Source organism: Phaeobacter sp. CAU 1743 (assembly GCF_039839315.1).
Taxonomy (GTDB): Bacteria; Pseudomonadota; Alphaproteobacteria; order Rhodobacterales; family Rhodobacteraceae; genus Phycobacter; species Phycobacter gallaeciensis_A.
On the sequence record NZ_JBDOQR010000068.1, the window covers coordinates 1 to 23,621 of the forward strand.

General features: G+C 59.7%; 25 protein-coding genes. 18 read left to right on the forward strand and 7 right to left on the reverse strand.

The features are described from left to right. Both AAFO90_RS20140 and AAFO90_RS20145 read right to left on the reverse strand, forming a co-directional pair. Nucleotides 1-296 (reverse strand): metal transporter (locus AAFO90_RS20140; RefSeq protein WP_347510536.1); only part of this gene is annotated, 296 nt, incomplete at its 3' end. Nucleotides 297-384: 88 nt separating this feature from the next. Further along, nucleotides 385-858 (reverse strand): rhodanese-like domain-containing protein, encoded by a 474-nt coding sequence (locus AAFO90_RS20145; protein WP_008327269.1) that lies wholly within the window; start codon nucleotides 856-858, stop codon nucleotides 385-387. Nucleotides 859-1,046: 188 nt separating this feature from the next. Here AAFO90_RS20145 and AAFO90_RS20150 point away from each other — a divergent pair, with 188 nt between their 5' ends. The 7 genes from AAFO90_RS20150 to ccmI all read left to right on the forward strand — a co-directional run bounded on the left by AAFO90_RS20150 (nucleotide 1,047) and on the right by ccmI (nucleotide 7,735). Further along, nucleotides 1,047-1,769, forward strand: a complete 723-nt coding sequence (locus AAFO90_RS20150; protein ID WP_007803380.1) for a response regulator — start codon at nucleotides 1,047-1,049, stop codon at nucleotides 1,767-1,769. After that, nucleotides 1,769-3,235: an ATP-binding protein gene (locus tag AAFO90_RS20155; RefSeq protein WP_347510537.1), complete on the forward strand. Its 1,467-nt coding sequence runs from the start codon at nucleotides 1,769-1,771 to the stop codon at nucleotides 3,233-3,235. Before AAFO90_RS20150 ends, AAFO90_RS20155 begins: the two co-directional genes overlap by 1 nt. Continuing rightward, nucleotides 3,171-3,476 carry an SHOCT domain-containing protein gene (locus AAFO90_RS20160; RefSeq protein WP_239367986.1) on the forward strand — a complete coding sequence of 102 codons (306 nt, stop codon included), beginning with the start codon at nucleotides 3,171-3,173 and terminating at the stop codon, nucleotides 3,474-3,476. Before AAFO90_RS20155 ends, AAFO90_RS20160 begins: the two co-directional genes overlap by 65 nt. 65 nt (nucleotides 3,477-3,541) lie before the next feature. Further along, a complete protein-coding gene (locus AAFO90_RS20165) occupies nucleotides 3,542-5,542 on the forward strand; it encodes a heme lyase CcmF/NrfE family subunit (RefSeq protein ID WP_347510538.1) in 2,001 nt (666 codons plus the stop codon). Between the two features lie 8 nt (nucleotides 5,543-5,550). Beyond that, nucleotides 5,551-6,117 carry a DsbE family thiol:disulfide interchange protein gene (locus tag AAFO90_RS20170; protein ID WP_289040835.1) on the forward strand — a complete coding sequence of 189 codons (567 nt, stop codon included), beginning with the start codon at nucleotides 5,551-5,553 and terminating at the stop codon, nucleotides 6,115-6,117. Then, the gene (locus AAFO90_RS20175; protein ID WP_347510539.1) at nucleotides 6,114-6,587 is read left to right on the forward strand and encodes a cytochrome c-type biogenesis protein; all 474 of its coding nucleotides are present in this window, start codon (nucleotides 6,114-6,116) and stop codon (nucleotides 6,585-6,587) included. Before AAFO90_RS20170 ends, AAFO90_RS20175 begins: the two co-directional genes overlap by 4 nt. Next, entirely contained in the window at nucleotides 6,584-7,735 is a 1,152-nt protein-coding gene (gene ccmI, locus AAFO90_RS20180) for a c-type cytochrome biogenesis protein CcmI (RefSeq protein WP_347510540.1), read from the forward strand. The genes AAFO90_RS20175 and ccmI overlap by 4 nt, the downstream gene beginning before the upstream one ends. A 28-nt stretch (nucleotides 7,736-7,763) precedes the next feature. Here the strand turns inward: ccmI and AAFO90_RS20185 are convergent, their stop codons facing one another. Continuing rightward, a complete protein-coding gene (locus tag AAFO90_RS20185) occupies nucleotides 7,764-9,893 on the reverse strand; it encodes a protein-disulfide reductase DsbD domain-containing protein (protein WP_347510541.1) in 2,130 nt (709 codons plus the stop codon). 284 nt (nucleotides 9,894-10,177) lie between these two features. Further along, nucleotides 10,178-10,480 carry a DUF2933 domain-containing protein gene (locus AAFO90_RS20190; RefSeq protein WP_096708192.1) on the reverse strand — a complete coding sequence of 101 codons (303 nt, stop codon included), beginning with the start codon at nucleotides 10,478-10,480 and terminating at the stop codon, nucleotides 10,178-10,180. 156 nt (nucleotides 10,481-10,636) lie between these two features. Here AAFO90_RS20190 and AAFO90_RS20195 point away from each other — a divergent pair, with 156 nt between their 5' ends. The 7 genes from AAFO90_RS20195 to AAFO90_RS20225 all read left to right on the forward strand — a co-directional run bounded on the left by AAFO90_RS20195 (nucleotide 10,637) and on the right by AAFO90_RS20225 (nucleotide 16,220). After that, on the forward strand, nucleotides 10,637-11,197 hold the full coding sequence (locus tag AAFO90_RS20195; RefSeq protein ID WP_347510542.1) for a L,D-transpeptidase family protein: 561 nt from the start codon (nucleotides 10,637-10,639) through the stop codon (nucleotides 11,195-11,197). 28 nt (nucleotides 11,198-11,225) lie between these two features. Further along, nucleotides 11,226-11,684, forward strand: a complete 459-nt coding sequence (locus AAFO90_RS20200) for a cytochrome c (RefSeq protein ID WP_096708184.1) — start codon at nucleotides 11,226-11,228, stop codon at nucleotides 11,682-11,684. Between the two features lie 372 nt (nucleotides 11,685-12,056). Continuing rightward, entirely contained in the window at nucleotides 12,057-12,650 is a 594-nt protein-coding gene (locus tag AAFO90_RS20205; protein WP_040182553.1) for a cytochrome c, read from the forward strand. Between the two features lie 2 nt (nucleotides 12,651-12,652). After that, nucleotides 12,653-13,570, forward strand: a complete 918-nt coding sequence (locus AAFO90_RS20210; protein ID WP_040182554.1) for a cytochrome c — start codon at nucleotides 12,653-12,655, stop codon at nucleotides 13,568-13,570. 43 nt (nucleotides 13,571-13,613) lie between these two features. Beyond that, a complete protein-coding gene (locus AAFO90_RS20215) occupies nucleotides 13,614-15,008 on the forward strand; it encodes a multicopper oxidase family protein (protein WP_058239069.1) in 1,395 nt (464 codons plus the stop codon). Continuing rightward, entirely contained in the window at nucleotides 15,005-15,487 is a 483-nt protein-coding gene (locus AAFO90_RS20220) for a cytochrome c (RefSeq protein ID WP_058239068.1), read from the forward strand. Before AAFO90_RS20215 ends, AAFO90_RS20220 begins: the two co-directional genes overlap by 4 nt. A gap of 1 nt (nucleotide 15,488) precedes the next feature. After that, nucleotides 15,489-16,220 (forward strand): DsbA family protein, encoded by a 732-nt coding sequence (locus AAFO90_RS20225; protein ID WP_040182558.1) that lies wholly within the window; start codon nucleotides 15,489-15,491, stop codon nucleotides 16,218-16,220. 42 nt (nucleotides 16,221-16,262) lie between these two features. On the opposite strand, the gene AAFO90_RS20230 is transcribed toward AAFO90_RS20225, so the two are convergent. Then, a complete protein-coding gene (locus AAFO90_RS20230) occupies nucleotides 16,263-16,463 on the reverse strand; it encodes a heavy-metal-associated domain-containing protein (protein WP_058239067.1) in 201 nt (66 codons plus the stop codon). 152 nt (nucleotides 16,464-16,615) lie between these two features. Here AAFO90_RS20230 and AAFO90_RS20235 point away from each other — a divergent pair, with 152 nt between their 5' ends. Both AAFO90_RS20235 and cueR read left to right on the forward strand, forming a co-directional pair. Beyond that, on the forward strand, nucleotides 16,616-19,126 hold the full coding sequence (locus tag AAFO90_RS20235; RefSeq protein ID WP_058239123.1) for a heavy metal translocating P-type ATPase: 2,511 nt from the start codon (nucleotides 16,616-16,618) through the stop codon (nucleotides 19,124-19,126). 12 nt (nucleotides 19,127-19,138) lie between these two features. After that, nucleotides 19,139-19,537, forward strand: a complete 399-nt coding sequence (gene cueR / locus AAFO90_RS20240; RefSeq protein ID WP_038008399.1) for a Cu(I)-responsive transcriptional regulator — start codon at nucleotides 19,139-19,141, stop codon at nucleotides 19,535-19,537. Between the two features lie 21 nt (nucleotides 19,538-19,558). Here cueR and AAFO90_RS20245 read toward each other — a convergent pair whose 3' ends face one another. Both AAFO90_RS20245 and AAFO90_RS20250 read right to left on the reverse strand, forming a co-directional pair. Next, nucleotides 19,559-20,323: a glutaredoxin gene (locus AAFO90_RS20245; RefSeq protein ID WP_347510543.1), complete on the reverse strand. Its 765-nt coding sequence runs from the start codon at nucleotides 20,321-20,323 to the stop codon at nucleotides 19,559-19,561. 12 nt (nucleotides 20,324-20,335) lie between these two features. Continuing rightward, a complete protein-coding gene (locus AAFO90_RS20250; protein WP_338142629.1) occupies nucleotides 20,336-21,055 on the reverse strand; it encodes a DUF305 domain-containing protein in 720 nt (239 codons plus the stop codon). Nucleotides 21,056-21,351: 296 nt separating this feature from the next. On the opposite strand from AAFO90_RS20250, the gene AAFO90_RS20255 reads away from it, so the two are divergent. Beyond that, nucleotides 21,352-21,933, forward strand: a complete 582-nt coding sequence (locus AAFO90_RS20255) for a L,D-transpeptidase (protein ID WP_347510544.1) — start codon at nucleotides 21,352-21,354, stop codon at nucleotides 21,931-21,933. 125 nt (nucleotides 21,934-22,058) lie between these two features. Further along, entirely contained in the window at nucleotides 22,059-23,321 is a 1,263-nt protein-coding gene (locus AAFO90_RS20260) for a multicopper oxidase family protein (RefSeq protein ID WP_121068488.1), read from the forward strand. Nucleotides 23,322-23,621: the final 300 nt, after the last annotated feature.

Genomic DNA, 23,621 nt, shown 5'->3' on the forward strand with positions numbered 1-23,621 from the left:
CCAAGGGTCGAGAACGAGATGCCCGTAACATAGAGAACATCCTGAAACATCGGCGGGCTGTTGCTGAACGATTGCGGCAGAACGCTTGCCACCACCATCGTGTTGAACACGGCGAGCGTCACAAGTTCCAATACGTGCAGCAACAGCAACGCGGAAAACGTCAGGATGATCCGAAAGCCGGAGCCATCCGACCGCTGCGGGGAAAACTTCAGAATGCCCGACAACGCATAATGATGGACAATTCCCATCACGATCGCCGCGCATATTCCGACAAACATAGCCATCAACTCGGTCATACACCCAAACCCGTCTTCCTGTTCAAACAGGTCAATTTGACCATACATCAGGCTTTTAGCACAACGGGACCAATTGATTCTTCACTGGTCAGGCCAACGCGGGGGGCAACCCGTTCAGGGCGACATCCACCGGAACGGTCGGCAAGTTCGATGCGATCCAGCCAGGCCCTTCGCCTGATCCCAACATCCCTTCCGAGATATCGGCGTAGCCCGAATAACCAGCTTGTCTCAACGCTCGAAGCAGCGATGCGGAGCGTCCGCCAGTGGCGCAGATCAGTCCAACAGTGCGATCACCGCTCAGTTCCTTGGCCCTGAACAATCGGTCCGGAAAACCGGACGCGTGCATGCTTATCGGCCATACACCAGCACCTACGCCGGTTTCTTGCCACTCTTTGTGCGTTCTGACATCGATGATCCGCGCCGTATCCGATAGAAGCGCGTCAAAGGCATTCTCTGCCGACCAGACAGATCGGCTCTGCGCCAACAGCGGTGACGCCGCGACGGTCAGCACCGTCATATGAGCACCCAGAACGAAACGGCGCCGGTTCAAATCAAGAGCCATATTCGAAAACCTCATCCTTTGATCGGTTGCGATCCCAAAGGTCACATAACATACGCGCGACGCTACCCGGGAGCACGACACGGTGCAGGCACAGATTTGTATCCATCTGTAGCAAGGGACTGACCTGATACAAACGGCTACAATTCTGCCCATGAAACAGAATGCAACGATGATCTAGGAAGGACGCCATGGGACCGCCACCTCATATCCTTATCGTGGACGACCACGCTCAGATACGCGAAAGCGTCGCGCGCTTCCTGGAGAAGAACGGAATGCGCACGACCGTCGCCAGGGATGCCGTGGAGATGGATGCCAAGCTGGCCACCGGTCACTTCGACCTCCTCGTGCTCGATGTCATGATGCCGGGCGAGGACGGTTTGTCGGTTTGCCGCAGACTTGCGCCAGAGGGTGATCTTCCGATCATCATGCTGACGGCGCTTGGTGAGGAAACGGATCGGATCGTGGGTCTGGAAATCGGTGCGGACGATTATCTCGCCAAGCCGTTCAATCCACGAGAACTGCTCGCCCGCATCAAGTCGGTTCTTCGGAGAAGCAACCGCGACGAACCTGTGGCCGGAAGCCTCGCTGGGAGGAAAGTCTCTTTTGCGCACTGGATACTGGATACCGACCGGCAGGTGCTGATTGACGAGTCCACCACCGAGACCCCATTGACGACCTCCGAGTTCAAATTGCTGGCGGTCCTGCTGGAACGCGCGAGGATGGTGCTCAGCCGTGACCAGTTGCTTGACCTGACCGCTGGGCGGACGGCAGGCCCGATGGATCGAACCATCGACAATCAGATCAGCCGTCTCCGCCGCAAAATCGAGCCGGATGTACTTAGGCCCAGTGTCATCAAAACGGTGCGGAACGGCGGATACTGTCTGGCTGCCGATGTCGAGGATGCGCCGTGATGCGCCGTGCGATGAGGTCTCTGAGCGGCCAGTTGATCCTGCTTGTGGTCGCGGCACTTGTCGTGGCCCAGGCGATCAGCCTGTTCCTGTTCGCTGACGAGCGCACCCTTGCGATTCGTGCCGCATTGGGGTTCGAGGCCGCCGGTCGCGCAGCAAATGTCGCGCGGTTGATCGAGGAGGCCCCGCCGGAGTTGCAGGACTCGATCCTCCGCGCGGCGAATTCGCCATTGATCCGGTTTGATCTGTCGGACGTTCCGAGCGTGGAACACACCGGTCATTCGGATGGCGGCATCGTGGAAGGACGCATACGCGCGCTTCTGGGCGATAGCTACAGCCGGGATATTCGCGTTGAACTGCACGAGGTCGAGGGCGCGTTGCGGCCCCTTCCCAATCTCTCGGACGAGATGACGGAAATGCATCTCGCGATGATGCGCGGAGAGTTGACGGCGGTTGAGATGAACCTGTCGATCGCCATCAAGGGAGCGCGTTGGCTGAATGTCGGAACGCGGTTCGAGCGTCCGCCAATCCAACGGCCTTTCTATTCGATGCTGACCTTTGGAATTTCCGCCGGACTGCTCCTGGTGGCGATCTTCTGGTTTGTCATGACGCGCCTGACGCGTCCTTTGCGGCACCTCTCCAAGGCCGCGGACCATCTTGGCCGGGGCGAGGATGTGGGTGAATTGACCGTCGCGGGGCCGACCGAGGTCAAGGATCTGACCGTCGCCTTCAACCGCATGCAACGACGGCTGACCCGGTTTGTCAGCGATCGGACACGGATGCTCGCAGCGCTTGGTCACGATTTGCGCTCGCCGTTGACTGCTATGCGTGTCCGCGCGGAGCTGGTTGACGAAGAAGAGACGCGGGACAGCCTCATCGCATCGGTCGAAGAGATGCAGAGCATGGTCGAAGCGACGCTCACCTTTGCACGGGGCCTTACCGGATCCGAAGGTGCCGAAGTGGTCGATCTGCGCAATTTTCTGGACAGCTTGTGCAGCGATATGGCGGCACACTGCACCTTTGCCCCGAGTGATGATGTTGCCGTGCGGCTTCGACCCAACGCGTTCCGAAGGGCGCTGAGGAACCTGCTTGAGAACGCCGTTCGCTACGGTGGTGCCGCAAAAGTCAGCTGGGCGACCCACGGTTCGAACCTCGTACTCAACATCGATGACAATGGGCCCGGCATTCCCGTCGACCAGTTGGAAAAGGTCTTCGATCCCTTCTATCGCCTCGAGCAATCGAGGTCTCTGGAAACGGGCGGTTATGGGCTTGGGCTCTCGATCGCGAGGACAATCGTCCAATCCCATGGCGGCGATATCCAGCTGGTCAACCATAACAGCGCGGGTTTGCGCGCTGTTGTCACCATCCCACTGGATGAAAGCGAACTAATCGAAGGAGAAACAGATGAAACTGAAAACGCTCATTCCAACGTTGCTGGCCAGCTTGCCCGCCAGCATGGCGCGAGCTGATGGTCCAGGCTCCTGGACAGGTCACATGTGGGGCGGAGGCTATGGCTTTATGGGCGGCTTCATGATGCTCGCCTTCTGGGGCGCCGTGATCGCATTGATCGTGTTTCTGGTGCTCAGGCTGCGGGACAATGGCACCCGTCCCCCGGACTCGGACGCGCAGGAAGCGCTCCGGCGCCGCTTTGCGAATGGGGAAATCGACGAAGAAGAGTTCCGTCGCCGCAAAGCAACGCTCGACGAATAGACCCCGCCGCGGACGCCAAAGCCGTCCGACGCGACGCCCACCGACACTGGATAGGAAAGAACGCCATGGTCCCGGAAATTGGTCACTTCGCACTGGCCCTCGCGCTTGCGCTTGCGCTTGTTCAAAGCGTTCTGCCGATTGCAGGTGCGTCGCGTGGAAACGCCGTCTGGATGAAATCCGCCCAGGCGACGGCAATAGGACAAGTGCTGTTTGTGGCCATCGCCTTCGCAGCGCTGATGCAGGCTTTCATCGTCAGCGATTTTACCGTCAGGAACGTCGTCGAGAACTCCCATTCGCTCAAGCCAATGCTCTACAAGGTGGCCGGGACCTGGGGCAGCCATGAGGGTTCGCTGCTGCTCTGGATCCTGATACTCGCGGTGTTCGGCGCGGGCGTCGCCTGGTTCGGATCGAACATCCCCGCCGAGACCAAGGCGCGCACCTTGTCGGTGCAGGCGTGGATCAGCGTCGGCTTCCTGTCCTTCCTGCTGCTGACGTCGAACCCCTTCGAGCGGGTGTTTCCGCCGCCGCTCGACGGCAATGACCTCAACCCGTTGCTTCAGGACATGGGTCTCGCCATGCACCCGCCGCTCTTGTATTTCGGGTATGTCGGCTTCTCCATCGTGTTTTCCTTTGCCGTTGCGGCTCTTCTGGAAGGGCGCGTCGATCCGGCCTGGGCCAGATGGGTCCGCCCGTGGACATTGGCCGCGTGGGTCAGCCTTACGGCAGGTATCGCTCTTGGATCGTGGTGGGCCTATTATGAACTGGGCTGGGGCGGCTGGTGGTTCTGGGACCCGGTCGAGAACGTGAGCTTCATGCCCTGGCTTCTGGGCACGGCGCTGCTGCATTCCGCCATCGTCACCGAAAAGCGCGACGCGTTCAAAAGCTGGACCATCCTACTTGCCATCCTGACTTTCTCGCTTTCGCTGCTCGGGACGTTCATCGTCCGGTCAGGCCTGCTTACATCCGTGCATGCCTTCGCCGTCGATCCAGAGCGCGGGCTTTACATTCTGGGTCTGCTGGCCGTGTCCATCGGTGGGTCGCTGGCGCTCTACGCCTGGCGGGCGCCCGAAATGGAGCCGGGTGGTCTGTTTCGTCCGATCAGCCGCGAGGCCGGGCTGCTCGTGAACAACCTCATTCTCGCCGCCGCTACGGGAACGGTCCTGTTCGGGACACTTTATCCGTTGATCCTCGAGGCTGTCACCGGGGACAAGATCTCGGTAGGTCCACCTTTCTTCAATGCGGCCTTCATTCCGATGATGTTGGCGCTGGTCGTGTTCATGGGTCTTGGTCCATTCCTGTCGTGGAAGCGGGCTGACATCGCCGGTTTGCTCGATCGCATCCGGTTCGTGGCCGTGCTGGCGGTCATTGCAGCCGTGGCCGCATGGTATCTTCTGAACGGTGGGCCGATCATGGCCTATCTTGCCATCCTCGGCGCAGCGTGGCTGCTTTTTGCGACCCTACGGGAATGGGCGCTACGCATCCGTCTGTTCGAGGTTCCCCTTGCAGAGAGCGTGAGACGCGCGAGAAACCTGCCACGCGCGTCACACGGCATGACGCTTGCCCATGCAGGCGTCGCCGTTTTGATGATGGGGATGATCGGCTCGAGCGCGTGGAAGAGCGAGGAGATCGTCTTTGCCGCGCCGGGGACAGAGGTTACGATCGCCGGGTTCGACATCACCTTCGAAGGGGCCGCACAGGTTCAAGGGCCGAACTACATCGCGGATCGCGGCACCCTTGTGGTCCGTCGGGATGGCGAATTGGTCACGACACTTTTCCCGGAACGCCGATATTACCCGGTCGCGGAAAGTCAGACAACGGAATCGGCCATCCGATCCACTTTGGCGGGCGATCTTTATACGTCGATTGCAACGCCAGCCTCCGATCAAGTGAACAACGCCGGAGCATGGACCCTTCGGATCCTCTATGAACCGCTCGTCAACCTGATCTGGATCGGTTCGGTCCTGCTGGTGATTGGCGGCGGTCTGTCCCTGTCGGATCGCCGTCTGAGGGTCGGGGCGCCGCGCCGCGCCAAGCAGAAACCCGGCGATGCCGTCCCTGCCGAATAGGAATTAAGATGCAGCGTCTCATTGCCGGGCTGCCGTTTATTGCGGCGGTCATATTCGGGGGGTTTTTTCTTTGGGGGCTCAATCCCGACCGGGATCCCAACGAGATCCCTTCCGTCCTGATCTCGCAACCGGCCCCGGCGTTCGACCTCGATCCCGTACCGGGGTTGGAGACACCCGGCCTGGCCCGAAGCGATCTTGTCGACAACGAACGACCGGTCGTGGTCAATGTCTTTGCGTCGTGGTGCGTACCCTGTCGTGCCGAACATGCTGTTCTGACAAGATTTGTCGAACGTGACGGCATCCGATTGTTCGGCATCAACTACAAGGACAAACCGGAGGATGCCGTGAAATGGCTAATGGACCTGGGCAATCCGTATGAGCGGATCGGTTCCGACCTGTCAGGCCGGACAGGGATTGAATGGGGCCTGTCGGGCGTGCCGGAAACCTTCATCGTCGATGGCGACGGCACCGTTCTGTTTCGCTATGTCGGGCCGGTCGTGGGTCCGGACGCCGTCGAACGTTTCACCGAAGCCCTGAAGCAGGCAGGCGCACTGCCGAATGGAGCAGCATCATGAAACAGTTGATTTTCGCGTTTTGCATCGGGCTCCTTCCCTTTGCCGCCAATGCGGTGGAACCGGACGAAATGCTGACCGACCCGGTATTGGAACAGCGTGCGCGGGAGATTTCCAAGGATCTGCGATGCGTCGTCTGTCAAAATCAGGACATCGACAGCTCGAACGCCGGTGTGGCCCGGGACTTGCGTCTGCTTGTTCGCGAGCGCCTGGTCGCCGGAGACAGTGACACCGAGGTCATCGAATTCATCCGGGCGCGGTACGGGGATTACGTGCTGCTCAAACCGCCGTTGGAGCCTTCGACCTACGCGCTCTGGTTCGCGCCGATCGCCTTCGTTCTGATCGGGGTTTTTGTGGGTGGCGGAGTGCTCTTAAGTCGCCGAAAACAAGTGGCGTTTGAAGATTTGGGAGAGGAGGATGAAAACACCGTTTCCGAAGTTCTCAGACGAAACGACGCGGGGGATGCATCATGATCTGGGGTTTTTTCGTTCTTCTGACATTGGTCGCGGTCGGCATTTTGCTTTACCCGCTTCTGTCGTCCAGGTCGAAAACCCTCACCAGAGGTGATGCGGTGCCAGCAATCCTTGCCGATCAGATGCAGGAAATCGAACGAGACATGGACCGCGGCTTGATTTCGGAACAGGAAGCTCAAGCAGCCAGACTCGAGATCAAGAAACGTATCCTCGCCACGACACGCAATTCGCAAGGAAGATCCGGACCGTCCCGAAATGGCGGCGGGGTCACTCTCGTTGTCGCGGCGGTCCTCGCGCCGGTTGTTGCAGCGGGCTACTACCTGACGATGGGATCGCCTGAGGTTCCTTCACTGGCCTTCGCGGCCCGCTCCGCGGAGCGCGCGCAGACCGAGGAAGTAACGGCGCTCGCAATGCGGCTGCGCGACAGGCTCGAAACCGATCCTGGCGGCGGCCCGAGCGAAGGTTGGATGCTGTTGGGGCAGACCTATCAGCGAATGGGACGTGCCGCCGATGCTGTTGAGGCCTTCCAAGTCGTCGCCGACCGCGATGACGCCACCTCCGCGACGTTCTCCATGCTGGCAGAGGCCGTCGTGGTCGCCAATGACGGCAATGTCATTCCAAGGGCAAAGTCGGCCATTGATCGTGCTCTGGAACTTGACCGGTCCAATCCCGCGGCAACTTACTTCAACTCTCTTTACTACCTGCAGAGAGAAGAGACGCAAAAGGCCTACGATCTGCTTGTTTCAAGGTTGAACCAGGAAGAGTCTTTCGTTCCCTGGATGGAAACCTACGCAACGCAGATAAATCGGATCGCGGCTGCCGCCGATCTTCCGCCCGTCGATTTCCCGCGCGCTTCGACGACACAACCCGGCCCGAGCGCCGCAGATATCGCCGCGGCATCTGAGATGAGCGATGCGGACCGAGCGGAGTTCATCCGGTCCATGGTCTCGCGGCTGGCCGAGCGTCTGGAGGATGAACCGGAGGATCTGGATGGCTGGATGCGGCTGGCCAACGCCTATACCGTCCTTCAGGAGCAGGACCGCGCCATCGCGGCCTACCGCAAGGCAGAAGCGCTGCTTGAGCGGCAGCCCGCCGACGACCCCCGCCGTGCGGTGGTCCGCGACGCGCTTGAGCAACTCGGTGGCTGACTGATGTCTCAAGCCTTGGCCGGGCAGGTTACTCCTGTCCGGCCGCGTTTGCGGAAACTTCCCGGGCGCCAGCCTGCGCCAAGGCGTCCATTACGTCCTCGGCCGTCAGCAATTCGGACAGCACGATGCCGTCTGGTGCCGACGGTCCGTAGACGGCATTGAAGGGGATGCCATATCTGCCGAAGCTTTCAAGGTAGCGGGCAATCCGCGGGTCCGGGCGTGTCCAATCTGCCTGCATTGGTGTGACGCCCCGCGCTTCCAGTGCACTGCGGACCGGGTCACGGTCGATGACAAGTGTCTTGTTTGCTTTGCAGGTCAGGCACCAGTCCGCTGTCACGTCGACAAAAACGACCTCTCCTGCGGACACACGTTTCGCTATTCCTGATCGGTCGAATGCGACCCAAGCCAACGCGGACTGTGGCTTGGCTCGCGCCGGCGCTGATTGCTGCAGGAGAGGACCTGCGGCAAAAGCCAGGACAAGGCTGGCCGTGGCAATGGACCATCTGAATTGGGACTGCACATTCGGGAGGGACAACATCAGAACGGCGAGTCCGGACAACGTCGCGACCGCGATGACGGAGGCCAGCCCGGCGACACCGTCGAGCACCCAGAACAGCCACACGGCGGTCCCAAGCAGCAAGATCCCCATGACACTTTTGACGATCAGCATCCATCGACCAGGCTTGGGTATGAACGCGATTAGGCGCGGGAACGCGGCGATGACGAGATAGGGCAAGGCGAGGCCGAGGCCGAGGCTCGTAAAGACGATGAGAATGTCCACGCCACGCCCGGCGAGGGCAAATGCAACTGCGGTGCCGAGGAACGGTGCCGAGCAAGGCGTCGCCATGACGGCACCGAACATGCCGGTGAAATAGTCGGCGGAATACCCGTTGCGTCCTCCCGCCCCTGCAAGCCGCGTCTGCATGCCTTGTGGAAGGGCGAACTCGAACGCTCCGAACAGATTTGCCGAAAAGACGATCAGAACAGCGATCATCACCGCAAGAAACAGCGGGCTTTGAAATTGCAGACCCCACCCGACGCTGAGACCTGCCGTCTGGAGCGCCCAAAGGATGAGCGCCAGGCCCCACATGAACGTCATGATGCCGGCGCCGGCAGCGACGAAACCGAACCGGACACGGGTTGTGTCGTGATCGGTGTGTTTGAGCACAGACGACACCTTGATGGACAGCACCGGCAGCACGCAGGGCATCACGTTCAGGATCAATCCACCCAGCAGCGCGATCGCGGCAATCCAGATCAGTTCCATCATGTCCGGTGTCGTGGCGGCCAGTTCGAAGGGCGGTACCGTACCTCGCGCCACGCGATCCGCAATCACGGTGAAGGCCCGGTTCTCGCCATCGGTGACGGTAATCGACGGCGCCGCCGTCACATCCGTATTCGACGAGAGGATCGGCAAGCGCGCCCAAAGCAATCGCCCCTGTTCTCCTAAACGGATATCGGGCCTGCCAAGCGCAACACCCATACCCAGTTCGGGAAACACATCCGGCGACCGGAGTGGTTCATCGACGCGAAGGCTGACGATCAGCTCCGTGAGGTCTTCGTCGATGAAGGCATTTGCCTCGCTGACGCCACTCGCTTCGGCAACATCGGGAACGCGCTCGGAAAACGCGCCAATTAGCGCGGCCGAAGTGCTGTCGACGCCGTTGCCGCGTCCCAGGCGAAGTGAAAGGTCAAACTCTTCCGGGACACAGACATCGGAGCACACGAGCAGTTTGACCTGCCCGGAAAGGGTTACGGGTGCGCCGGGCTCTTCGAGCGTCACTCGCAGCGGAAAGACGACTTCACCTGCGTAGCCGAAGTTCTCGATGCCGAAGGCGGTGAACCGCGTCGGGGCGGGCCACATGAATTCGACATCTGCGACGTTTTCGGAACCGCTCCACTCGACCGAAGGCGGTATTCCCACTTCTCCGGGCGACCGCCAATAGGTCTTCCAGTTTTCGTTCAGTTGAAGATGAAGCCCGGCTGACAGGGTCAGTGTGTTCTCGGGAACCCCGTCCTGTGCGCTAATGAGATGCGCCTTCAGCGGAGAGCTTTGATACGCGGCTGATGTCTCAGCCGAGCCACTGCCAGAGGAAAGCGCCAGGATCAGTGCGGGCAAAATCAGAAACCGGCGCAGTGTCGACAGGGTTTTCGCCAAGGATCCGCTTCCTTCCCTTAAAGCCGGCTCGGGTTGAATCTGCACCCGGAACTTTGTCTCAAAGACCGCCGACGGCAAAGCCTTGTCGACCATCAGAACAAACAACACGCGCTACGTCGGCAGAGGACGAGGGTATCAACCGACACCCGTCGGGGAGGATGATCAATGCCTGCTTGGTGGAAACGATGACCTCCCGCTCGGGACAGTCTTCAAGACTTGCGGCGCATCCGCCAAGCGTTGTAATCGTCAGCAACCATGCGCTTGCTCGCATTTTCCCGCGCAAATTATTGCCTGTTGCGTGCAACCGCGGGAATCGTAGAAGGCACGGACACGGGTGTTTCTTCGATACTGCCTTTCTCTTCGTTCGAATGGCACGACTTTCCCATAAATTTGTGCATCACGAGATGCGCACCGACGCAAAGCAGCAGTGGCGCAAAAGCGGCTGCATTGCTCCACATACCCGCGAGTGTGCCGCCAGCAAGAAAAAAACCGGCGACAGGTAAGAGCATCACAATGCAACACGCCATCATTCCGTAATGCATGAGCCTGTCTGCGGTTGGCTTGTTCTTATGGTTCCGGTGGTCCATGTCGCCCTCTTGGCTACTTATCTGCCGCCATTTGCGACCCTCCAGGGGGGCAAGGTCAAGGATACAAATGGATACACTTCTCGCGGCCTTGTCAGGTTGCCAGATGCCGGGTCTCGCGTAAAAGACGTGTGACAAAACCGAGGCTAGGAGTGTGTCATGACGTCTTTGCGGAATAACAAGATTAACCGACGACACCTATTGGGTTTGGCAGCGGTTGCTTTGGCTGCCCCAAGCGTGGTTCGGGCCGAAGTCATTCGCCGCAATATCTCTTCTTTCCGAGTTCACGAGTGGCAAGACCATTTCGATACGCTTGGAAAGGGTATCATTATCTCGGATACGGAAACACGGGCTCTGCAGCATTGGACAGCAGATGGTTCAATGCGGATCTATCCGACATCCGTTCCTCTGACCGATGAACTCACAAAACGGGGTTATACCGAAGTCGTGGAAAAGCGCAAAAACCCCAGCTGGGCGCCGACGCCCTCCATGCGGGAACGCAATCCAGAATGGCCGGCACGTGTCGAGGGAGGCGATCCTGCCAACCCTCTGGGTACCCGCGCATTGTATCTGTCCTGGCAATACTACCGTATTCACGGAACACAGGACACGCGAAAGATCGGCCGTCGGTCGTCAAATGGCTGCATCGGTTTGTTCAACGAACAGGTTGAAGAGCTTTACGAGCGGGTGCCCGTCGGCACTCAAGTCAAACTCATCTGACCCAAGAGACAAGGCGGAAGATACAGGCATGGACAAACTGACTGCGCTGATCGGTGCCGTTTTTGTTATCGGCGGGGGCGTTGCCGCTTGGCAGTTCATTGGTACGCAGGACACAGCAGTAGGCCACTCGATGACCCCACCTGACACGAGTGAGATCGCGCAAGGCGACCCCATCGTCCAGGTCAAGCTGCCTTCCGAGCTCTCACCGCAAGCAGCGATCGGCAAAAACATATTCGAGACCAAGTGTTCTGAGTGTCACGGCGAAAACGCTGCTGGACGCAACGATATTGCGCCGCCTTTGGTGCACAAGATTTACGAACCCGGCCACCATTCCGATATGGCCTTTGTTCTGGCCGCTCAGAACGGCGTGCGTGCGCATCACTGGAAATTCGGTAATATGCCCAAGATCGAGGGGCTGACCCAAGGAGACGTCAAGATGGTGGCTGCCTATGTCCGAGAACTACAGCGGGCCAACGGGATCAACTGATGCGTTGGTCGAAGACGAACAGATGGATCCTGTCGATCGTTTTTGGCCTGTTCCTTGTGGTTCTCGGTGTCCCTGAGGCACCAGCGTTCCATGATAGAGCGTCTTTGGCGCAAGAATCACACAGTCATGAAAATGTGGGGCCATCTACGAGCGAGACCTCTGGTCACTGTCATCCGGGACTCGACTGTTCTGTTCCGGCAGCGTTGTTGTTCCCAGAAACGGTGGTTTACGAGCCTCATTTTATGAACGCCGTCATGCAAGACGGCGCGACCCAACGAACCGAATTGCGCCCCGACAGCGATCCTCCACCCCCACGGAAGTGGGTCTGATTTCACACCCCTCTTAGAGCAGACCCATTAAAGGATCGAAGACATGAAAAAGACGACTATCGCAGCGGCAGTGTTGATTGCAGGAACCGCGGTCGCGGCATTTGCGCATAGCGGTGCCACGGGCATCGTAAAGGAACGCATGGATGCCATGGCCGCCATGGGAAAGGCAGTCAAAACCGTAGCCCCGATGATGCGGGGCGAAACGGCCTATGACGCAGAAATAGTGGGCGATGCAGCGCGCCTGTTCCAGCAGCACGCCGGTGAGAGCATGACAAAGCTGTTCCCAGAGGGCACAGGTGGCATGCCCTCGGAAGCCAAAGACGAAGTGTGGACCGATTGGGACCGCTTCGCAGCACTGGCAAATCAGCTGGAAGAATACTCTGAAGGCCTGAAACGCGCAGCCGACAATGGGCTAGGCGGCATGGGCGGCAATACCTCCACGGATGGCGCCTCGATGATGGGCGGCGGATCCATGATGGGAAGCGATACAACCATGATGGGCGGGAGCACGATGATGGGCAGCGGCGGCATGATGGATGCTGCCGCCATTGCCGAAATGCCCGCCGACGCGGCATTCGCGATGACGACACAGGTCTGTTCCGCATGCCATGAACGCTTCCGGGCGGAAGAAGACTAACCATGCGCCGGTTTTTGAAACTCGTCACCGGGGTCGCCGTGCTGGGCGCGGCCGGCCTCGGCGTGGTGATTGCATGGCCTGTCGGCAGTGCAGTGACTCCGATTGCAACAGAGGGCAATGTCGACCGGGGCGCATATTTGGCGCGCGCCAGTGGGTGCATTGCCTGTCATACCAATTTTGAAGCGGGCGGCGCACCACTTGCCGGAGGGGCGCCGCTCGAAACCCCGTTCGGAACGTTCTATCCGCCCAACCTGACGACCGACCCCGAACATGGCATGGGCGAATGGACGGCAGAACAGTTCGCAAAAGCCGTGCGGCAGGGGATCGGCCCCGATGGAACGCCCTACTATCCATCTTTCCCATATACGTTCTATGCGGATTTTTCTGACCAGGATATCGCTGACCTCTGGGCGGCGTTTCAAACCGTGCCGCCCGTGGACGAACCTGCACCAGAAAACGATGTCAGCTTCCCATTCGATCAACGATGGGGGCTGAAGCTCTGGCGAGCGGCGTTCTTCTACGATCCGGATACCGAACCGGTTGAAGGGCGAAGCGGCGCATGGAATCGCGGACGGGAATTGGTGCGCGGTGCGGCACATTGCGGAGCCTGCCATACGCCGCGCAATCTTGCAGGAGGTCGCGATATCGGTGCTTCCTTTGCAGGCAACGCCCAGCTTCCCGGTGGCAGCAAGGCACCCGCGATACGGCCAAAAGACCTGGCCAAAAATGACTGGACGGTTTCAAACCTCGCTTATGCGCTCCAGACCGGCATCATCCCTTCGGGCGATGCTTTCGGCGGCAGCATGGCGGAAGTGGTTCGCGAGGGAACTCGGTTTCTGACACCTGCCGATCGCGAAGCGATGGCGCTTTTCCTGCTGAACAAGGACACGGTCGAGGCGGAGAACCCCGCGTCGAACTAACACCACGCGGGGGCAACAAGCCCCCGCTTTCTCGAGGATCGAAATGAGACAAACACGTCGGGATTTCTTGCGCCATGCAACACTGGCGGCCTGCGCGGCGGCCATCCCGCGGTCGGCTTTTGCCGCAACCCCGTTCGAGGACGTGGTTGCCAAGGTTGCACGTCAACAGCTTCTTCCGGACACCTACCCGGAAACAGAGATCTGGGGCTATGACGGCCTTGTTCCGGCCCCGGAAATCCGGGTCGCTCAAGGCGATCGGGTGCGCCGCAGGTTCCGCAACGAGGTACCCGATCCCAGTTCGGTTCACTGGCACGGAATCCGGATCGATAACGCGATGGATGGCGTTTCAGGGCTGACCCAAGAGCCCGTGGCACCTGGTGAAACCTTTGACTACGACTTCGTCGTACCGGACGCCGGGACCTATTGGTACCACGCGCATAATCGCTCATACGAGCAGGTCGCGCGTGGTTTGCGCGGTGCTTTGATCGTCGAAGAGGCCAATGGACCGGACATCGACCGCGAGGAAGTCATCGTTCTGGAGGACTGGTTGCTCGATCCCGAAAGCGGGCAGCTTTTCGACAATTTCGAGCAGCCTATGATGATGAGCCACGGTGGACGCATCGGCAACTTTATCACGACCAATGGGCGCTATGACCTGACCTTGTCCGCGAAGCGCAACGAACGCATTCGCTTGCGGATCATCAACGCAGCAAGCGCGCGGATTTTCCCGCTGACGCTCTCGGGGTTGAGTGGCTGGAGGGTGGCCGTCGATGGAATGCCAATCGGCCAACCCCAGCAGATTGACGGCGAGTTGATCCTCGGCCCGGCACAGCGCGTCGACTTAATTGTCGATGTGACCGAAGACGAAGGCGGCGTGGCCCATTTGCTGCGCATCGGCGATGACGATCAACCGACCCCGCTCGTGAGTTTTCCGATCGACGGCACAGCCAGTTCAGTACCAAGAGGCAAGCCACTGCCGTTGCCGCCGAACCCCGCAGCAAACGCCCCGGACCTTGCCGATGCGCGAGATTTGCGACTGGTCATGTCCGGCGGTGCAATGGGGCGGATGCAGTCCGCGTTGCTCGGTGGGGAACGTCTTGGATTCCGTCAGCTTGCCCAAGCGGGCAAATTCTGGGCCCTGAATGATGTCGCCGATATGACCGACACGCCACTGGCCGATCTATCCCTGAACGAGCCGGTGCGCTTGAAGATCGAGAACCAGACCGTGTTCCCACATGCGATGCACCTGCACGGGATGCATTTCCGTGAGCTGCGCCCCGACGGCGCGTTCGGGCCGATGCGGGACACGATCCTGTTGGCCGGCAACGAGTCCCGGGAGATCGCCTTTACGGCAGACAATCCCGGCAAGTGGCTGTTCCATTGCCACATGCTCAGCCACGCCGCGTCCGGCATGACAACCTGGATACGGGTCACATGAGGTATCTCGTTTGGTCCGTTCCGATCACTGTCGCAGCAGCCGCCTTCACGTATTGGCTCTCGACCAGTGCATCCTCGGATGTCGGCAGCGCGTCCAAGGCGGAGAGCTACGACATCGAAGAAGGCGCGTTGCTCTACGCAGAAAACTGCGCGTCTTGTCATGGCGCGGATCTGGAAGGCCAGCCGGAATGGCGAACGCCGGGCGCGGATGGGCGCCTGCCAGCACCACCGCATGATGAGACGGGTCACACCTGGCATCATCCTGACAGCCTGCTCTTCGATTACACAAAACTGGGGGGTGCAACGCTTCTGGCGCGTCAGGGCGTCGAATTCGACAGTGGCATGCCCGGTTTCGCAGACGTGCTGACCGACCAGCGAATTCACAACATCCTGGCCTTCATCCGGTCCACCTGGCCAGATCGCATCCGCGAAGTCCAGGCCGCGCGGACAGAAGCCGACGAACAACGGGGAGAGAACTAAAATGCGTTTCAGACAAGCCTTCACGACGGTCGCGATAGCTGCCTTGCTTCCGCTACCGGCACTCGCCGACGAACTGTCAGAGTCCCGGGTCAAGGAACTTGTGCTGGAAGCAATCCGCGAGAACCCGGAGATTGTCATGGAGGCCGTCGCCATCCTTGAACAAAGGCAGGCGCAAGCGCAGGAGCTCAGTCAGGCCCAAGTTCTGAATGACCAGCGCGATCTGATCGAGAACGATCCGAATGCGCCGGTTCTCGGCAACGCGGAAGGGGACGTCACCGTTGTGGAATTTTTCGACTACAACTGTCCTTATTGTCGGCGGGTCAAACCCGAGGTGCGGGCTTTGATCGAAGACGATCCAAACATTCGCCTCGTCTATCGTGAATGGCCCATTCTCGGAGACGGATCGGTGTTCGCCGCGAAAGCGGCCTTGGCAGCGCGCAAGCAGGACAAATACGAAGAGTTTCACTGGGCGATGATGGGGCTGGAAGGCCGCGCGGAAGAGGCCTCCGTGCTGCGCGTTGCCGAGGAGATCGGCCTGGATATCGCACAGTTGCGCAAGGACATGGAGGCCCCCGAGGTCGAAGAGCACATTGCGACATCCATGCAACTGACCCAAGCTCTGGGCTTTAACGGCACGCCGTCTTTCGTGATCGGTGACGCGCTGGTCCCGGGCTTCGTCGAAAAGGCGCAGCTTGTCGACTTGGTCGAGGAAGCCCGCAAAGTCGAAGACTGAAATTCTGTGCCCGGACCGCCCTTGGGTGGTCCAGGCACTGCATCAAGCGGCCGCAGGTTCCACGTTGTAGCCCGCATCCCGAATGATCGCTAGGACTTGATCGGCTGGTAACACGCTGGCGACACGCACATGTCGGGCAGAAAGGTCACATTCTACGCCTGCATTCGGATCTGCGCTCTTCACCGCGCTTTCGATTGCTGCGGTGCAATGTCCACAGCTCATGTCCGGAACGCTGAACTTCATCGGAACCACTCCTTGATCTGATTTCTGTCGGTGACATGGGGCTTCCCCCCGCTGGAAGGTCAAGTGAAGAAATTTATTTGGCGCCCTCCCATTGACCCTCCAGTAACTGGAAGCCTCATATTCCACTTCGAATGGAAAAACAGGTGACACATATGCCCGAACCCAAACAGATCAGCCTGCCGATCGAAGGCATGTCATGTGCGTCCTGCGTTGGCAGGGTCGACCGCGCATTGAATGCAATCGACGGCGTAGAGGATGTGTCGGTGAATCTTGCATCCGAAACCGCGCGTATGAGCGTGGACGCGCTCAAACGCGTTCCGGAAATCATCGAAACCCTTCGCGAGCTGGGCTACCCCGCGCGGACGGCCAAGGCCGAACTCACGATTGCAGCCATGTCCTGTGCCTCTTGCGTCGGGCGGGTCGACAAGGCGCTTTCCGCGGTGCCTGGAGTGGTCGAGGTGAACGTCAACCTCGCCTCCGAGACGGCGACGGTGGTTTACGTCGAAGGTCTTGTCACGACATCCGATCTGGTAAATGCAAGCGGCGCGGCAGGGTATCCAGCAACCGTGGCAACGGCCCAAGCCGGTGACGACAGGGTTGCGCGCAAGGAGGAAGAGGCTCAGGCGCTTGCCAAACGGGTCACCTTTGCAGCCATCCTCGCCTTGCCGGTCTTTTTGATCGAGATGGGTGGCCACGTCATTCCGGCCGTTCATATGCTTATCGAGACCACGATTGGTCAGCAGACGAGTTGGCTTCTTCAATTCGTTCTCACGACAATCGTTCTCTTCGGCCCGGGCCGGACGTTTTACACCAAGGGTTTCCCGGCCTTGTTCCGGGGTGCCCCCGACATGAACAGCCTCGTCGCGGTCGGCACCGGGGCGGCTTACCTTTATTCCGTGGTTGCGACATTCGTACCGTCGGTCCTGCCTGACACGCTGCGCACCGTCTATTTCGAGGCGGCAGCGGTCATCGTCGTTCTGATCCTTCTGGGGCGGTTTCTTGAAGCGCGCGCCAAGGGGAGAACGGGCGCGGCCATCCAGAAGCTATTAGGGCTTCAGGCGCGGACTGCACGCGTGATGCGGGACGGAGAAAGCGTCGAGATCGAGATCGATGCGCTGGTTCAGGGTGACATCGTCATCGTGCGCCCTGGTGAACGCATCGCGGTCGATGGCGAGGTCATCGAGGGGACCAGCCGCGTCGACGAAAGCATGCTGACAGGCGAGCCGATCCCCGCTGAAAAAGGTGCCGGAGATACGGTGACCGGCGGGACGGTCAACGGCGCCGGAAGCCTGCAGTTCCTCGCCACGCGGGTCGGCGCCGACACGACCCTGGCGCAGATTATTCGCATGGTCGAAGAGGCCCAGGGCGCCAAACTGCCGATCCAGGGATTGGTCGACCGGATCACCTTGTGGTTCGTGCCTGCCGTGATGGCGATCGCGGCGGCGACCGTGCTGGTCTGGCTGTTTTTCGGGCCTGATCCGGCCCTGACGATGGCGCTGGTCGCCGGTGTGTCGGTGCTCATCATCGCGTGCCCCTGCGCGATGGGGCTTGCGACGCCGACCTCGATCATGGTCGGGACGGGACGTGCTGCGGAAATGGGCGTCCTGTTCCGCAAGGGCGACGCCTTGCAGCTACTTGATTCCGTTGATGTGGTCGCCCTCGACAAGACAGGCACGGTGACCGAGGGGCGACCCGCACTGACTGACCTTGTGCTGGCGGAAGGGTTCGATCGTTCAACAACGCTCTCGAAGATCGCCGCCGTGGAGTCGCTCTCCGAGCATCCTGTCGCGGACGCCATCGTCCGCGCCGCCCGGGGCGACGGCGCCCCGCTTGTGGGGGCCGAAGGTTTCCAGTCGGTCACCGGTTACGGCGTGCGCGCCTTGGTCGAAGGCGCGGAGGTGTTGGTTGGGGCCGACCGCTACATGACGCGGGAAGGCATTGACATCTCGGCATTGGCACCAGAGGAAACGAAGATCGCGAGCAAGGGTCGGACGGCGCTTTACGCTGCCATAGATGGACGTATCGCCGCCGTGATCGGCGTCGCCGATCCGGTCAAACCGGCAAGCCGCGCAGCCATCGCAGCGCTGCACGAAAAGGGTCTTGCGGTTGCGATGATCACCGGGGACAAACGCGAAACCGCCGAAGCCATCGCCCGCGAAACCGGCATCGACCATGTCGTCGCCGGCGTTCTGCCAGACGGCAAGGTCGCGGCGCTCAACAGTTTGCGCGAGGGCGGCAAGCGCATCGCCTTTGTCGGCGACGGGATCAACGACGCCCCGGCGCTGGCGCATGCCGATGTGGGCATCGCCATTGGAACCGGCACCGATGTGGCCATCGAATCTGCGGATGTCGTCCTGATGTCGGGCGATTTGCGCGGCGTGGTGAACGCCTTCGAAGTATCGCGGCGGACCATGCGCAACATCCGGCAGAACCTGTTCTGGGCCTTTGCCTACAACGTGGCACTTATTCCGGTCGCTGCCGGGGTGCTCTATCCGGCCTTTGGGTTGCTCCTGTCACCAATCCTTGCGGCGGGTGCGATGGCGTTGTCCTCGGTGTTTGTCCTGACCAATGCCCTGCGGCTGCGGCGCATCGCGCCTGCGATGGACGAGCAGCGCGCAATCCCGGCAGAGATGGCAGCCGCCACTCCTGCTCCAGCAGAATAACGGAGGTCCGACATGAACATCGGAGACGTTGCCCGACAATCGGGTGTGCCCGCCAAGACGATCCGCTACTACGAGGACATCGGTCTGATCCGCCCGAACCGTAGCGAGAACGGCTATCGCGCGTTCACCGAGAACCATGTTCACAAGCTGGCGTTTCTGGGTCGCGCACGGGCCTTGGGGTTCACCATCGAAGATTGCAGGACGCTCCTGTCGCTCTACGAGGATGAAAACCGCGAAAGCATGCAAGTGAAGGCGGTTGCGGAAGACCATCTGCGCCAGATCGAGGAAAAGATCGCGAAACTGCAATCCATGCGCGCGACGCTCGCCGAACTGGTGGAAAAATGTGCCGGGGATCACCGGCCCGACTGCCCCATCATCGAGGATCTGTCGCCGGAGCGGTTGGCCAAGTGACAGGCAAGAAGGGGCTGTACCTCAGAACCAGATCGCGCGGACCGGCATCCAGATACCCATGAAGATCATCATCAGGTTTTCCGTCAGCGAAATGAACCCCAGCGGGACGGAACTGTCACCGCCGACGCAGGCGCATTTCAGCTCTCTCTTGTCGATATAAACAGCCTTGAACACGCTGACAGCGCCTACCGTGCCGATAAACAGGGCGACAGGCGCCGAGAGCCACAGCAGCGCGCCGGCAGTCATCAGGACAGCTGCCAACGCTTCGCCGAACGGGTAGACCTTGCCGTATCGCACCCATTTGCGCGCCAGCAGATCGTAGTTGAGGAACATCGTCGAAAACCCTTCGACATCCTGCAATTTCTGGATCGCGAGAATGGTCATGGACAGCGAAATGAACCATTCGAACCCCCGCAAGGTAAGGACCGACCCGTACTGGTGCCAAGACAGGCCCAATGCCAACAGCGCGGCAACGGAAAAGATCGCGATGACCGGCTGGTAGGTCGTGTCGCTTTGCTCTTCCTCGGGTGGGTCAATGTCGAAAAACACCCTGAGATCATCGTAACCGCCGATCCGTTCGTCCCCGATGAAAGTCTGCGGCGTCGTCTCGACCCCGTGCTTCTCCATGAAAGCATCGGTGTCTTCACGGGTGTCAAGCGGATGGTCTTCCACCTCGAAGCCTTGCCGCTCCAGCAGGTCTTTCGATTTCAGACCGTAGGGGCAGACATGGCCCGGCATGACCATGCGATAAAGCTGCGCGGATTTACTGTCTGTGTCGCGGGGCATGTCCTTTCCTCCTTATCCGCTGCACGTAAGTTGACCACGGAACCCGGCTTCGTAGTCGGTTCCCGCGCTGACGATCAGATCGGTCAGGTCACCGTTCGTCTCTGCGATCTCGGCCGACAGCGGGCCTTCAGAAAATGCATTTTCGCCCTGCGCATTCAGGCGCACCAGATCACCGCTGATCTTCATTGCGGCGGCAGACCCTTCGCCGGTTTCACCAGTCACCAGTACAGCCGGACTGTCCGAGGTGTAAGCAAAGCGGCAATTTCCGCCATTCGGGAACACCGCAGCGATTTCGTCTTCCGTCAGAAACTCAGGATCGACCTTCGACACGACCTCCGTTTGAAGCGCCTGTTGCGCATCCACAACCTGCGCCGGCGTTTCGCTTCGCGTGGCCGATGCTTCGCCGTTTGCTCCAATGTCAGCAATAAGGTAGCGCATTTCGGCGATTTCCTTGTCCTGCGCATAGATAATGTCGTCTGCGAGCCCCCGGACGCGCGGGTCGGTGATCTCGGCACGAGTCGACGTCATGATGGCGATCGAGTGGTGCGGGATCATGGCGCGCATGTAGGACCTGTCCTGCACCGTGAATTGCCCGCGAACCAGCCAGAGGCTCGCCGCGAAAAGGACTATTGCGCCAACGAAAATCGCGATGTTGGCTTTGGTGTTCTGATACATGGACAACATGTACGCCAACATGATCACGGCCATGGTCGCCCCCATCAGGATGGCCATGTAAAGGCGTGTCTCCGAAAAGAAGATATGGCCCCAAAGATAGGTGTTCAGGTACATCAGAACGAACATGACCACGGTCGATGTTCCGATCATCATAAAGAATCGTGAGTAGTGCATTTCCAGTCACCTCCTTGCAGTTCTCTGTAAAACAACAACATTCCAGCGCTGGAGAGTTCCAAAAGCACGAATTTTCGTAGTTTCAAGGCAACAAAGGCGCGTCGTTTGCCCCGGTTCACGGCTTCTTTTCTTTGCCCCTGACGCGCACTGAATTTTCATGGGTCCGAGGAGATCGCGCCATGCAGAATTTCACGAGACGAGAATTGATTTGTGCCGGTGCGATGGGTTGCTTGCTGCCGACAACTGCCTGGGCCCACAGTGTCAAATTGCCCGATCGGTTCGAACCGCAATTGGTTAACACCCGGCGCGATGACTGGATGAAAGGGGATGTCCACGTCGTTCCTGACGATTTTTTCCTCTATTTCATGCTCAAGGACAGGATGGCCATCCGCTACGGGGTCGGGGTAGGGCGCAAAGGTTTGTACGAACCCGGAGAGTTCACGGTGGCGCGCAAGGCCAAATGGCCGCGGTGGCGACCGACGAACGCCATGATCCGGCGCGAGCCAAATAAATACGCGAAATACAAGGATGGGCTCAAAGGCGGGCCAAACAACCCCCTCGGGGCCCGCGCGCTCTATCTCTACGATGCCGAGGGACGCGATACCTATCTTCGCATTCATGGAACGAACGCCCCGGAGACAATTGGGTCTGCCGTGTCGAATGGATGCGCGCGGTTGACGAATGAACATGTGAAGAATCTGTACGAACGCGTTGAAATCGGCGCCCGCGTCTTCCTGTATCCCAAAGTGACAACGGCGTGAGGAGTGTTCTGTCGCCTTGAAGTTCCTCTTCCGGAAATGGCACAAGTGCGGCAGTTGGCGAAAGCCAGTCTATCATTCATGAGGTGACGGAATTGTCTTTGAGCCGGAGGTCTTTCCTTGGCGGGATGACCGTTGCGCTGGCTGGTACCCGCTTGCCAGCAGCGACACACGAGTTGATCCTCGCGCCCCAATCGATCAAGGCGCACCTTGCTGGGTACGACGTGTCGATGTTGGGCTTCAACGGTGGTCTGCCGGGCCCAGAAGTCAGAATGCGACAAGGACAAACCGCCCGCATTACCCTCGATAACCGATTGGAGGAGGGCGCTCTCGTTCACTGGCATGGGTTGCGGGTTCCAAATCGGATGGATGGTGTCAACGTCCTCACTCAGGATGTGGTCATTCCGGGCGACTCGTATCGTTATCAATTCGGCGTCCCGGATGCCGGCACGTATTGGTATCACTCGCATTACCTGTCTTACGATCAGGTCAGCCGCGGTCTTTTCGGCGCCTTCATCGTCGAGGAGCAAAATGCGCCGGCTGTCGACCATGACATCGTTGTTCAGTTCTTCGATGTCTTGTTGGATCAGTCCGGACAGTACGACGAAGGGTTCAACCCGGCTCATTTCGCGACCGAGGGCCGTATCGGCAATACGGTCACGGCGCTTGTTTCCAATGGAACCAGCAAGAATGTGAGACAAGGCGACCGCCTGCGCTTGCGCCTGATAAATCCCTCTATCGACAGGGTTTACCGTGTCGGGCTGGACGGTCTGGCAGGCAAGATCGTTGCACTGGATGGTATGCCCCTGGCGCAGCCACAGACACTCGAACCCATCCTCCTAGCTCCGGGGCAAAGATGCGATGTGATTGGTGATGCGACCGGGCCTATTAGATTTGACGACAGCTTTGGAGAGCGGACGTTGAGCCTTGGCGAAATCGCTGTTTCCGGCTCTCGTGAGCCTGCGAAAGCGCCCATCACCGCGTTGCCCGCCAACCGAATGCCCGCCCCGCAAGACCCCGGCCAAACCGCGGAGCTGGTGCTTCAGGGAGGTGCGGGAAGCGCGTCCCACAACGGCACAGGGACGTGGGCGCTCAATGACGTATCGGGCCTGCCTCGAACCCCTTTCCTATCCGTCGCGCAGGGGACGACCGCGCGCATTTCGATCCGCAACGAAACCGGGTTTCCACACGTCATGCATCTGCATGGCCACCATTTCTGGGAACTCGATGCGGCGGGGAAAGCCGGTCCATACCGGGACTCGACCTATCTGGATATCGGCGAGACGCGGGATATTCTCGTCGTCTTGGGCAATCCGGGATCCTGGATGCTGCATTGCCACATGTTGAGCCACCAAGCCGACGGTATGGCAACGTGGATCAGAGTCGGCTGAGGGTCGAGACGGATACATACCGTTACAAATCTCTGAATGATAACAGGCCTTTCGCCGTCTACGTAACCTGACAAGCGAGAAACAGGTCCATCGACTGCCAATGGGAGCGTTCATTGACCCTGACACCAAAATCTCTCGGCATGACTGCGGCGGCAGGATCAGCCGCCTTGCTGTTGGGGATGTCCCGGTTGATGTTGAAGTTTGCCTGAAGGGTGGCGTTGCTTTCCCTGAGCCGTAGGCTCGGGGTGATCAAACCGAAAGGAAAGCAACACCATGAAGAAGACTACGACATCGCAGGCG

Coding starts and splice junctions, on each gene's coding strand:
- AAFO90_RS20145 (WP_008327269.1), bottom strand. CDS start 858: ATGGCTCTTGATTTGAACCGGCGCCGTTTCGTTCTGGGTGCTCATATG.
- AAFO90_RS20150 (WP_007803380.1), top strand. CDS start 1,047: ATGGGACCGCCACCTCATATCCTTATCGTGGACGACCACGCTCAGATA.
- AAFO90_RS20155 (WP_347510537.1), top strand. CDS start 1,769: ATGCGCCGTGCGATGAGGTCTCTGAGCGGCCAGTTGATCCTGCTTGTG.
- AAFO90_RS20160 (WP_239367986.1), top strand. CDS start 3,171: ATGAAACTGAAAACGCTCATTCCAACGTTGCTGGCCAGCTTGCCCGCC.
- AAFO90_RS20165 (WP_347510538.1), top strand. CDS start 3,542: ATGGTCCCGGAAATTGGTCACTTCGCACTGGCCCTCGCGCTTGCGCTT.
- AAFO90_RS20170 (WP_289040835.1), top strand. CDS start 5,551: ATGCAGCGTCTCATTGCCGGGCTGCCGTTTATTGCGGCGGTCATATTC.
- AAFO90_RS20175 (WP_347510539.1), top strand. CDS start 6,114: ATGAAACAGTTGATTTTCGCGTTTTGCATCGGGCTCCTTCCCTTTGCC.
- ccmI (WP_347510540.1), top strand. CDS start 6,584: ATGATCTGGGGTTTTTTCGTTCTTCTGACATTGGTCGCGGTCGGCATT.
- AAFO90_RS20190 (WP_096708192.1), bottom strand. CDS start 10,480: ATGGACCACCGGAACCATAAGAACAAGCCAACCGCAGACAGGCTCATG.
- AAFO90_RS20195 (WP_347510542.1), top strand. CDS start 10,637: ATGACGTCTTTGCGGAATAACAAGATTAACCGACGACACCTATTGGGT.
- AAFO90_RS20200 (WP_096708184.1), top strand. CDS start 11,226: ATGGACAAACTGACTGCGCTGATCGGTGCCGTTTTTGTTATCGGCGGG.
- AAFO90_RS20205 (WP_040182553.1), top strand. CDS start 12,057: ATGAAAAAGACGACTATCGCAGCGGCAGTGTTGATTGCAGGAACCGCG.
- AAFO90_RS20210 (WP_040182554.1), top strand. CDS start 12,653: ATGCGCCGGTTTTTGAAACTCGTCACCGGGGTCGCCGTGCTGGGCGCG.
- AAFO90_RS20215 (WP_058239069.1), top strand. CDS start 13,614: ATGAGACAAACACGTCGGGATTTCTTGCGCCATGCAACACTGGCGGCC.
- AAFO90_RS20220 (WP_058239068.1), top strand. CDS start 15,005: ATGAGGTATCTCGTTTGGTCCGTTCCGATCACTGTCGCAGCAGCCGCC.
- AAFO90_RS20225 (WP_040182558.1), top strand. CDS start 15,489: ATGCGTTTCAGACAAGCCTTCACGACGGTCGCGATAGCTGCCTTGCTT.
- AAFO90_RS20230 (WP_058239067.1), bottom strand. CDS start 16,463: ATGAAGTTCAGCGTTCCGGACATGAGCTGTGGACATTGCACCGCAGCA.
- AAFO90_RS20235 (WP_058239123.1), top strand. CDS start 16,616: ATGCCCGAACCCAAACAGATCAGCCTGCCGATCGAAGGCATGTCATGT.
- cueR (WP_038008399.1), top strand. CDS start 19,139: ATGAACATCGGAGACGTTGCCCGACAATCGGGTGTGCCCGCCAAGACG.
- AAFO90_RS20245 (WP_347510543.1), bottom strand. CDS start 20,323: ATGCCCCGCGACACAGACAGTAAATCCGCGCAGCTTTATCGCATGGTC.
- AAFO90_RS20250 (WP_338142629.1), bottom strand. CDS start 21,055: ATGGCCATCCTGATGGGGGCGACCATGGCCGTGATCATGTTGGCGTAC.
- AAFO90_RS20255 (WP_347510544.1), top strand. CDS start 21,352: ATGCAGAATTTCACGAGACGAGAATTGATTTGTGCCGGTGCGATGGGT.
- AAFO90_RS20260 (WP_121068488.1), top strand. CDS start 22,059: ATGACCGTTGCGCTGGCTGGTACCCGCTTGCCAGCAGCGACACACGAG.